Below are 9,141 nucleotides of genomic sequence, written 5' to 3'. Positions count from 1 at the left end.
AGCTTTTCGCCTTGCCGTCGGTGGCCTCTCCGCGCCGGATGCTCTCGACGATGTAGACCGGCCGGCCCTTCACCTCGACGAACAGGCGGCTGAGATACTCGCCGATCACGCCGAGGGTGATGAGCTGGATACCGCCGAGCAGCAGGATCACGGTCATCAGCGAGGCGTAGCCCGGCACGTCGCTGCCGTGGACCAGCGTCTTTGCGACGATCAGCACCGCATAGACCAGCGCCGCGCCGGCGACGGCCGCGCCGACGTAGCTCCAGATCCGCAGCGGCATCGACGAGAAGCAGGTGACGCCGTCGAGCGCGAGCCGCCAGAGGCGGCGGGCGTGAACTTGGTGCGTCCGGCCTGGCGCACGGCCCGCACATAGGGCACCGGCGCGGCGCGGAAGCCGACCCAGGCGAACAGGCCCTTCATGAAGCGCACCCGCTCGGGCAGAAGGTTCAGCGCATCCACCACCCGGCGGTCCATCAGCCGGAAGTCGCCGGTGTTTTCGGGGATCGGCGTTTCCGCCGTCCGGTTGAACACCCGGTAGAACCACACGGCCGACTGCCGCTTCAGCATGCCGTCCGAGCTGCGGTCCTCGCGCAGGCCGTAGGCGACGTCATAGCCCTCGCGCCACTTGTCCAGAAAGCGCAGGATCACCTCGGGCGGATCCTGCAGGTCGACGTCCATCGGCACGACCACGTCGCCGGAGGCGGACGCAAGGCCCGCCGTCAGCGCCGATTCCTTGCCGAAGTTGCGCGAGAGATTGACGACCACGCAGCGCGGGTCGCGGGCAAGCGCGGTGCCGAGCACCGCCAGCGTCGCATCGGTGCTGCCGTCGTTGATGAAGACGATCTCGAGCCGGAGGTCCGCCAGCGCCGCGTCGACCGCGCGCAAGAAAACCGGAACCGCTTCGGCCTCGTTGAACACCGGAACGACGAGCGAGACGAGCGGATCGGCGGGACGCGAAACGGGATCGGTCATGGGCTCTCCGTGGGGATTGGTCCGGCGTTGCCGGCGGCGCGCGCGCCCGGATCGCCCAGCGCAGGCGAATCTCGCGGCTCGCCGCCCGGGGCACCGGGACGACCGCCTCGCCAGTCGCGGCGAAGGGGCCGAAGGCGGCATAAGGATCGTCGGCGCCGCTCCAGACGAACAGCACGCCCTCGCGGTCGACCCGGCCGGGCGTGATCCAGGGGTTTCTGGCGTAATCGGCGTCGACGAAGCCGGAGGTCTCTCGGCCGTGCTTTGCAACGACGAGGCCGGCGAGCCAGGTTTCGCCGGCCACGATGCGCGGCGTTCCGCCGACGACCCGCGCCCATTCGGCGTCAAGCGCGGCCACGATCGCCGCGGCCGGCCAGGCGGCCCGCTGCGGCTTGCGGCCGAGCGCCGGGCCGAACTGGGAATAGGCGCCGAGGCCGACAGGCACCAGCACGGCCAGTGCGATCCAGACCCGCAGCAGCCGCCGCGGATGGCGCGGCGCGGTGAGACAGGCCGCGGCGGCGAGCGGCAGGAACACGATCGCCGGCGCGCCCCACATGTCGCGCAGGCCGGCGCCGAACACGAGGGCGTAGGCCGCCATCGCCAGCAGCGGCCCGCAGGCGATCCACAGCAGGAAGCCGGGCGGGCGAAGGCCCGCGGGCCGGACGCCGCCGAGGGCGAGCAGCAGGAGCACGGGCGAGATGTCGAGAAGCTGGGTCAGCAGGAATTCCAGCGGGCCCAGCAGCCGATCGATGCCTTCCAGCTCGCGCGAGCGGGCGGCCGCATAGGCGATCGGTTGAAAGCCGCTCTCCACCAGCCAGACCAGATGCGGCGCGACGAGCACCAGCGCGGTGGCGACCGCCAGCCACGGCCCGGGCCGGCGCAGCGCGGCAAGGCCGGCGGGATGGGTGAGGGCGGCACCGGCAAGGCCGAGGCAGAGAAAGACGACGCTGTATTTCGTCAGCAGGGCGGCGGCGATGGCGACGCCGAGCGCGGCCCACCAGCCGAGCCGGTCGGCTGTCAGGGCCCGGTGCAGCGCGAGCGCCGCAAAGGCCCAGATCGGCATCTGCAGGACGTTGGCGTTGAACTCGGGAACCGGAACGGTCGCGTACACGTGGCCAGCAGCAGCAGGGCGGCGAGGCGGCCGGCGTCACGGCCGACGAGCTCGCGGCCGAGCCTTGCGACGATGAGGGCCGTTGCCGCGAGGCAGCCGGCCGAGAGCAGGTAGATGCCCATCGGTCCCAGGGCGAGGTGGGCGATCTCGGTCAGCCAGGCCTGGAGCGGCGGATGCTTGTAGGTGCCCGCCGGCCACTCCCGCCCCCACAGGATGTTTTCGGCCACATCGAGCGGCACCGTGCGGAAGGTCAGCGTCGGCACCAGCGTCCAGAACGCGACATAGAGAAGGAGCAGCGGGCCGAGCGGCCAGCGCGAAGCCACAGGGGTGGCGGCGGGCACATGCGCGGCGTCTGGGCTGGCGAGGGTCAAGGCGGTGTCCACTCCCGACGGTCGGGGAGGGCGCGGCGCAGGGTTCGCGCGTCCGGATCCTGTCCCGAGACCTTGATGTCCATACGCCGGGGCCGACACGGCAGGCAAGCACAGGAAAAGGTTGCCGGGATCGCACGACCTGAAACCAGCCGGTCCAACGCGGCACGGCTGCCGGCAACACGGGTTTGCGGGGTGGTGGATGCGGCGGACTTGAACCAGTTCGAGGCCACCGTCACCCCCGGTCGAATGACAAGTCCAGCGTCAAAAAACAGGCAAGCCGCTCAAAACATCCCCTTGCACCTCGAAACATTTCACCCGTAGTCTTCACATGTGATCGAAACGGTTCAAAAGCCGGCGGTCCGGCGCGCCTTCCCTGAAGACGCGTTTTCTGGCGACATGGGCGTCGGGCTCGTCCGAACGCCGCCCGGAGCCGGCGCCTCGCGCCCCGCACCGCGGCCAGCTGCAAGAAACAAGGGGAATCGGGATGCAGATCTTGAAGTCTTTGACCCGTTCGGTGGCGGTGCTTGCCCTCGCCTCGGGCTTCGGCGCCGCCGTGGGCGGCATCGCGAAGGCGGACACCTACGCCCTCGTCACGATCAACCAGCAGGCGCTGTTTTTCAACCAGATCAACGACGGCGCCACCGAGGCGGCCAAGGCGGCCGGCGTCGACCTGGTGATCTTCAACGCCAACAACGTGCCCTCGGCGCAGAATGATGCGATCGAGACCTACATCACCCAGAAGGTCGACGGCATCATCCTCGTCGCCATCGACGTCAACGGCGTGAAGCCGGCGATCACCGAGGCCAAGAAGGCCGGCATTCCGGTCGTCGCCATCGACGCGCAGATCCCCGAGGGCGACAACGTCGCCTTCATCGGCGTCGACAACACCGCCGCCGGCGCCGAGATCGGCAAGTTCTACGCCGACTATGTCAAGGCAGAGATGGGCGGCACGGCCAAGATCGGCGTGATCGGCGCGCTCAATTCCTTCATCCAGAACCAGCGCCTCGACGGCTTCAAGAAGGCGATCGAGGAGAGCGGCGTCGACGTCACCTTCGTCGACACGGTCGATGGCCAGAACGTGCAGGACATCGCGCTCAGCGCCTCCGAAAACCTGATGACCGCCAATCCGGACATGACGACGCTTTATGCCACCGGCGAGCCGGCGCTGATCGGCGCGGTCTCGGCCGTGACCTCCCAGGGCCGCACCGGCGACGTGAAGGTGTTCGGCTGGGATCTCACCGCCCAGGCGGTGCAGGGCATCGACGAGGGCTGGGTCACCGCCGTCGTCCAGCAGGATCCGGCTGGCGAGGGCAAGGCCGCCGTCGAGGCGCTCGTCAAGCTCAAGAAGGGCGAGAGCATCGAGCCGGTCATCAACATCCCGGTGACGATCGTGACCAAGGACAACGTGGACCAGTTCCGCGGCATGTTCCAGTAATCAGGTCTTTCGCGTCGCGGCGCCGTTCCAGCTGCCCCTGTCAGGCGGCGCCGCCCTGCCGGTACGGGCCACCCCCGGCCCGTACCGGCCTCTTTCGAGAGCGGAGCGAGGATGACGACCACCCCGCCGCCCCGGGTCAGGATGACCGGGATCTCCAAACGCTACGGCCCGATCACGACGCTGTCCGACGTGTCGCTGACGCTGGCGCCGGGCGAGGTGCTCGGCCTCGTCGGTGACAACGGCGCCGGCAAGTCCACCCTCAGCAAGATCCTGTCCGGCGCGGTCATCCCCGATGCCGGCACCATCGAGATCGACGGCGAGACCGTCGCCTTCACCTCGCCGGCGGATGCCCGGGCGCGGCGGGTGGAGATGGTCTACCAGGACCTCGCGCTCTGCGACACGGTCGACGTCGCCGGCAACCTGTTCCTCGGCCGCGAGCCGCGCCGCCGCGTCGCCGGCCTGCCGCTCCTCGACAAGCCGCGCATGCACGGTGATGCCCGGGCGATGCTCGACCGCCTCGGCATCGTCATCCCGGACACGCGGCAGAAGGTGGAGACGCTCTCCGGCGGCCAGCGCCAGAGCATCGCCATCGGCCGTGCCGCCTCCTTCGATCCGCTCGTGCTGATCATGGACGAGCCGACGGCGGCGCTCGCGGTCGCCGAGGTGGAGGCGGTGCTCGATCTCATCCGCCGGGTCAGCGCGGCCGGCGTCGGCGTCATTCTGATCACCCATCGCCTGCAGGATCTCTTCCTCGTCTGCGACCGGATCCAGGTGATGTACGAGGGCCGCAACGTCGCCGAACGCCGGATCGAGGACACCAGCATCGCCGAGATCGTCGACCTGATCGTCGGCCACAAGTTCGAGGCCCGCTCGGCCGGGCACAGCCGGGAGCAGACCTCATGACCGGCGAGACGCCGTCTTCCCCGCAAGCAGCGCCTGCGCGGCTTCACGCCGCCGCTCCGCCGCGCCACCGGCAGGCGACGGTGGCCGACCGGCTGATCGCCAATGGCTCGGTGGTGTCGATCGCGGTGTTCTTTCTCGTCGTCTGCCTGCTGTTCTCGGTCGGCACCGACGCCTTCCTCACCCGGCCCAACCTTCTCAACGTGCTGCGGCAGTCGGCACCGCTGCTGATCGCGGCGGCGGCGATGACCTTCGTCATCACCACCGGCGGCATCGACCTGTCGATCGGCTCGGTGCTTGCCCTTGTCAGCGCCCTGTCGGCGGCGCTCCTGCAATTCGGCGTGCCCTGGCCGCTGGTCATCCTGTTGATGCTGGCCTGCGGCGGGCTGATCGGCGCGATCCAGGGCTATTTCATCGCCTACGAGGGCATTCCCGCCTTCATCGTCACGCTGGCGGGCCTGTCGATCGTGCGCGGCACGGCGTTGCTGGTCACCGGCGGCTATTCGATCCCGATCGATTCCGGCAGCCCGTTCGTGGTGATCGGCCGGGCCTGGGTGTTCGGCGTGCCGCTGCCGGCGCTGATCGCCGTCACCATGCTCGTCATCGCCTTCGTCGTCTTCAACGAGACGCGCTTCGGGCGCTATGTCACCGGCATCGGTGCCAACCGCGAGGCCGTGCGCCGCGCCGGCGTCGACGTGCGCATCACCACGCTCGCCGTCTACGTGATCTCCGGCATGGCGGCGGCGCTTGCCGGCATCATCCTCGCCGGCCGGCTCGGCTCGGGCTCGTCCAATGCGGGGCAGGGCTTCGAACTGGAGGTGATCGCCGCCGTGGTGCTCGGCGGCACCAGCCTGTTCGGCGGCCGGGGCACCATCGTCGGCACGATCCTCGGCGCCCTCACCGTGGCGGTGCTCGCCAACGGGCTGATCCTTGCCCACATGTCGCCGTTCCTGACGCCGATCGTCACCGGCTTCATCATCCTCGTCGCGATCTGGCTGAACTTCCGGCTGTTCCGCGGCAGCCTGCGTTCGAGGTGAGGCAATGGCGACGGAGAATCCTCTCATCGGTGTCGCCAGCGGCCATGTGATGACCGTGCGCGGGCCGATTCCGGTCGGCGAGATGGGCGTGACGCTGATGCACGAGCACCTGATGCTCGACGGCGCCAAGTCCTGGAAATGTCCGTGCCATCCGGAGGAGCGGGCGATCGCCGAGCAGCCGGTCTCGATCGAGATCATCGGCGAACTGCGCATGAACCCCTACATGAACCGGGACAACGTGATGCTGGCCGATGTCGATCTTGCCCTCGGCGAGATCCGGCGCTTTGCGAAACTCGGCGGCAACACGGTGGTCGATCCCACCAACATCGGCATCGGCCGCGATCCGGAGGCGCTGCTGCGCATCTCGAAGATGAGCGGCCTCAACATCGTCATGGGCTCCGGCTTCTATCTGGAATTCAGCCATCCGGAGTGGCTGAAGGCGATGGACGTGGACGCGGTGACGGAGTTCCTCGTCAACGACGTGGGCGGCGGCGCGAGCCCGCCGAAGATCGCCGCCGGCATCATCGGCGAGGTCGGCGTCAGCCGCGACTTCACGGCCGAGGAGCGGAAATCGCTGCGCGCCTCGGCGCGGGCGTCAAAGATCACCGGCGTGCCGCTGTCGATCCACCTGCCGGGCTGGGAGCGGCTGGCGCATGAGGTGCTCGACGTGGTGGAGGCGGAGGGCGCGAGCCTTGCCAACACCGTGCTCTGCCACATGAATCCCAGCCACGCGGACCTGCCCTACCAGAAGAGCCTTGCCGACCGCGGCGCCTTTCTCGAATACGACATGATCGGCATGGACTACTACTATGCCGATCAGGACGCCCAGTCGCCCTCGGACGAGGAGAATGCCCGGGCGATCGCGGCGCTGATCGAGGCCGGCTATCTCGACAGCCTGCTGCTCTCGCAGGACGTCTTCCTCAAGATCATGCTCACCCGCTACGGCGGTTTCGGCTATTCTTACATCCAGCGGCATTTCGTGCCGCGGCTGAAGCGCCATGGCGTGGAGCAGGCGGCGATCGACCGCATGCTCGGGGTGAACCCGGCCAGGGTATTCTCGCCGCGACCCTGAAGAAGACGACGCGGACAACCGCGCCCGCCGCCGGAGACCGCGCACGATGACCGTTCATGTCGTCGGCAATGCCTGCATCGACACCACGTTTCGCGTGGCGCATTTTCCGGCGCCCGGCGAGACGCTGGACGCGCTCTCCTCGGACGAGGGGCTGGGCGGCAAGGGGCTCAACCAGGCCGTCGCGGCCCGGCGCACCGGCGCCCACGTCCGCTTCCACGCCGCCGTCGGCCGTGACGCGGCCGCGATGCGGATCCGCGAGGGACTGCGCGCCGAAACGATGGATGACGGGGACCTGGTCGAGGTCGACCAGCCGACCGATCGATCGGTGGTGATGGTCGACCGGGACGGCGAGAATCGCATCGTCAGCATCACCAATTGCGCCCGGATCTTCTTGCCGGCCGCGACAGCGGCGTTTGCCGCAAGCCTCGCGAGCGGCGACCTGCTGGTGCTCCAGGGCAACCTCACGGCCGAAGCCACCATCGCCTGTCTCGCGCAAGGCCGGGCGGCCGGCGCACTCACCGTGTTCAATCCAAGCCCGATGACGGAGGCGATCCGGGTGCCGCTGACGCTGGTGGACCTGCTCGTCGTCAACACGCCGGAGGCAGCGACGCTGGCGGGCATTCCGAATGCGGCCATGGCGGTGCGGGCGCTGCGCGACGCGGGCGCACGCGGCGTCATCGTCACGGAGGGCGCCGAAGGGGCGATCTTCGCCGACGCCTCGGGATTGCCCGTGTTCCGGCCCCGCCGGTGGTGGTGGCCGACACCAGTGGTGCCGGGGACGTTCTCTGCGGAGTGCTCGCCGGGCTGATCGACCGGGGACATCCACCGCGCGCCGCGCTGGAACTGGCCGTTGCCGCCGCCTCGCTGGCGGTCACGCGCCCCGGCACGCTGGCGTCCTGTCCGTCGGCCGAGGAGATCGCCGGCCTCATGGCCGGCGCCTGAGGCGATCGGGCTTTCAGTACGGACGCCGGGTGTGGTCGTCGAAGGACCCGATGTCGTGTGTCCGGGCGGCAAACTCGATCTGGCTGCGCGACAGGCCGATGTCCTTCAGCGACTCGTCGCTGAGCCCTTCCAGCGCCACGGCGGTGCGCCGCATGCTGCGATAGCGGCACCACACCTGCCATGCGGCGTGGAGACGGGCGGGAACGGCACGCAGCGGGCTGCGGGCGGGCCGACGAGCGTCGGCGCGCGAAACGAGCGGGCAGGGCGCGGTGCTGCGGGCGGTGAGGGAAGCGCGGGTCATGTGGGTCTCCTGTCGTGTCTTCGCTGGTGGCCGGGTGGGTTCGACTTGCCGTCACCGGCGGCTGGAGACATCATCGCGCGGGGCTGCTGACAGCCTTGCGTCAGGAGGGTCGGAGGCTCCTGACACCGTGCTGTCAGGAGCGGTGATCTAGGTTGCGGCCTCCTCGGACATGCGATGTCCGATGCCGATGGGAGTTCACCGTGCGCCGTGCCGACCGCCTGTTCGAGATCATCCAGCTGATGCGGCGCAAGGGCACCGTGCGCGCGCGCGATCTGGCGGAGATCCTCGAGGTGTCGGAGCGGACGATCTATCGCGACATCCAGGATCTCGCCGCCAGCGGCGTGCCGATCGAGGGCGAGGCCGGCGTCGGCTACGTGATGAAGGCGGGGTTCGACCTGCCGCCGCTGATGTTCAAGGAATCGGAGATCGAGGCGCTGGTGCTCGGGGCGCGGATCGTCGAATCCTGGGCCGACAGCGAACTTGCCGCCGCCGCCTCCGATGCGTTGGCCAAGATCGAGGCGGTGGTGCCGGAGCGGCTGCGCGGCTTCATGGCCGAGACGGCACTGCTCGCGCCCGCCACCCATCACATGGAGCCGCTGTCCTTCGACGTCGGCGACCTGCGGCGCGCGCTGCGCAACCTGCTGCGGATCCGCTTTTCCTACACCGACGTGCAGGGCCAGCCGACGATGCGCGCGGTGCGTCCGCTGTCGCTCGCCTATTTCGGCCCGGTGTGGGTTCTGGCGGCCTGGTGCGAGCTGCGCGAGGATTTCCGCACCTTCCGGCTCGACCGGATGCGGGATTTCTCGGTCACCGAGGAGCGGTTCCGGCCCGAGCGCGGCAAGACGCTTCACGACTTTCTCAAGCGCACCAACACCTGGACGCGCAGCGCGCAGAACGAGACCGGCGCGGTTCGCCGGTGATGGCCGCCGGTGATCCGGCGTCAGGGACCGGTGCGGATCAGGCGTCCCTGAAACGAGAAAGGGCGCCCGGAGGCGCCCTTTCC

10 protein-coding genes and 2 pseudogenes are annotated in these 9,141 nt (G+C 69.3%); 7 read left to right on the top strand and 5 right to left on the bottom strand.

What is annotated here, in order from left to right:
• The 4 genes and pseudogenes from A6302_RS24415 to A6302_RS09895 all read right to left on the bottom strand — a co-directional run.
• Positions 1 to 280: pseudogene (locus A6302_RS24415) on the bottom strand (glycosyltransferase); the annotation flags it as partial.
• Positions 211 to 972, bottom strand: a complete 762-nt coding sequence (locus tag A6302_RS09900) for a glycosyltransferase family 2 protein (protein ID WP_069306906.1) — start codon at positions 970 to 972, stop codon at positions 211 to 213. The gene A6302_RS09900 and the pseudogene A6302_RS24415, both read right to left, overlap by 70 nt.
• Before the next feature lie 871 nt (positions 973 to 1,843).
• A pseudogene (locus A6302_RS24410) lies at positions 1,844 to 2,032 on the bottom strand (glycosyltransferase family 39 protein); the annotation flags it as partial.
• The gene (locus A6302_RS09895; protein ID WP_141703618.1) at positions 1,987 to 2,451 is read right to left on the bottom strand and encodes a glycosyltransferase family 39 protein; all 465 of its coding nucleotides are present in this window, start codon (positions 2,449 to 2,451) and stop codon (positions 1,987 to 1,989) included. The pseudogene A6302_RS24410 and the gene A6302_RS09895, both read right to left, overlap by 46 nt.
• A 484-nt stretch (positions 2,452 to 2,935) precedes the next feature.
• On the opposite strand from A6302_RS09895, the gene A6302_RS09890 reads away from it, so the two are divergent.
• The 6 genes from A6302_RS09890 to A6302_RS25280 all read left to right on the top strand — a co-directional run bounded on the left by A6302_RS09890 (position 2,936) and on the right by A6302_RS25280 (position 7,837).
• A complete protein-coding gene (locus A6302_RS09890) occupies positions 2,936 to 3,886 on the top strand; it encodes an ABC transporter substrate-binding protein (RefSeq protein ID WP_069306904.1) in 951 nt (316 codons plus the stop codon).
• A gap of 111 nt (positions 3,887 to 3,997) precedes the next feature.
• Positions 3,998 to 4,789, top strand: coding sequence for an ATP-binding cassette domain-containing protein (locus tag A6302_RS09885; RefSeq protein WP_069306903.1), 792 nt, complete (start codon positions 3,998 to 4,000; stop codon positions 4,787 to 4,789).
• Positions 4,786 to 5,823, top strand: a complete 1,038-nt coding sequence (locus tag A6302_RS09880; RefSeq protein ID WP_069306902.1) for an ABC transporter permease — start codon at positions 4,786 to 4,788, stop codon at positions 5,821 to 5,823. The genes A6302_RS09885 and A6302_RS09880 overlap by 4 nt, the downstream gene beginning before the upstream one ends.
• A gap of 4 nt (positions 5,824 to 5,827) precedes the next feature.
• Positions 5,828 to 6,895, top strand: a complete 1,068-nt coding sequence (locus tag A6302_RS09875; protein WP_069306901.1) for a phosphotriesterase family protein — start codon at positions 5,828 to 5,830, stop codon at positions 6,893 to 6,895.
• A gap of 46 nt (positions 6,896 to 6,941) precedes the next feature.
• Positions 6,942 to 7,703 carry a PfkB family carbohydrate kinase gene (locus A6302_RS09870; RefSeq protein WP_280939045.1) on the top strand — a complete coding sequence of 254 codons (762 nt, stop codon included), beginning with the start codon at positions 6,942 to 6,944 and terminating at the stop codon, positions 7,701 to 7,703.
• Complete coding sequence (locus A6302_RS25280; protein ID WP_342586250.1) at positions 7,643 to 7,837, top strand: PfkB family carbohydrate kinase; 195 nt, start codon at positions 7,643 to 7,645, stop codon at positions 7,835 to 7,837. Before A6302_RS09870 ends, A6302_RS25280 begins: the two co-directional genes overlap by 61 nt.
• Before the next feature lie 13 nt (positions 7,838 to 7,850).
• Here the strand turns inward: A6302_RS25280 and A6302_RS09865 are convergent, their stop codons facing one another.
• Positions 7,851 to 8,138 carry a DUF1127 domain-containing protein gene (locus tag A6302_RS09865; RefSeq protein ID WP_069306900.1) on the bottom strand — a complete coding sequence of 96 codons (288 nt, stop codon included), beginning with the start codon at positions 8,136 to 8,138 and terminating at the stop codon, positions 7,851 to 7,853.
• A gap of 200 nt (positions 8,139 to 8,338) precedes the next feature.
• Between A6302_RS09865 and A6302_RS09860 the strand changes: the two genes are divergently transcribed.
• Positions 8,339 to 9,058, top strand: coding sequence for a helix-turn-helix transcriptional regulator (locus tag A6302_RS09860; protein WP_069306899.1), 720 nt, complete (start codon positions 8,339 to 8,341; stop codon positions 9,056 to 9,058).
• Positions 9,059 to 9,141 lie beyond the last annotated feature (83 nt).

Origin of the sequence: Methylobrevis pamukkalensis, from assembly GCF_001720135.1 — a bacterium.
Lineage (GTDB): Bacteria > Pseudomonadota > Alphaproteobacteria > Rhizobiales > Pleomorphomonadaceae > Methylobrevis > Methylobrevis pamukkalensis.
The sequence above is the reverse complement of the archived record's forward strand: the minus strand, read 5'-3'. Positions and strand labels throughout refer to the sequence as shown.

Bases quoted from the DNA above. Each gene is read 5' to 3' on its own strand.
- A6302_RS09900 (WP_069306906.1), bottom strand. From the start codon at position 972: ATGACCGATCCCGTTTCGCGTCCCGCCGATCCGCTCGTCTCGCTCGTC.
- A6302_RS09890 (WP_069306904.1), top strand. From the start codon at position 2,936: ATGCAGATCTTGAAGTCTTTGACCCGTTCGGTGGCGGTGCTTGCCCTC.
- A6302_RS09885 (WP_069306903.1), top strand. From the start codon at position 3,998: ATGACGACCACCCCGCCGCCCCGGGTCAGGATGACCGGGATCTCCAAA.
- A6302_RS09880 (WP_069306902.1), top strand. From the start codon at position 4,786: ATGACCGGCGAGACGCCGTCTTCCCCGCAAGCAGCGCCTGCGCGGCTT.
- A6302_RS09875 (WP_069306901.1), top strand. From the start codon at position 5,828: ATGGCGACGGAGAATCCTCTCATCGGTGTCGCCAGCGGCCATGTGATG.
- A6302_RS09870 (WP_280939045.1), top strand. From the start codon at position 6,942: ATGACCGTTCATGTCGTCGGCAATGCCTGCATCGACACCACGTTTCGC.
- A6302_RS09865 (WP_069306900.1), bottom strand. From the start codon at position 8,138: ATGACCCGCGCTTCCCTCACCGCCCGCAGCACCGCGCCCTGCCCGCTC.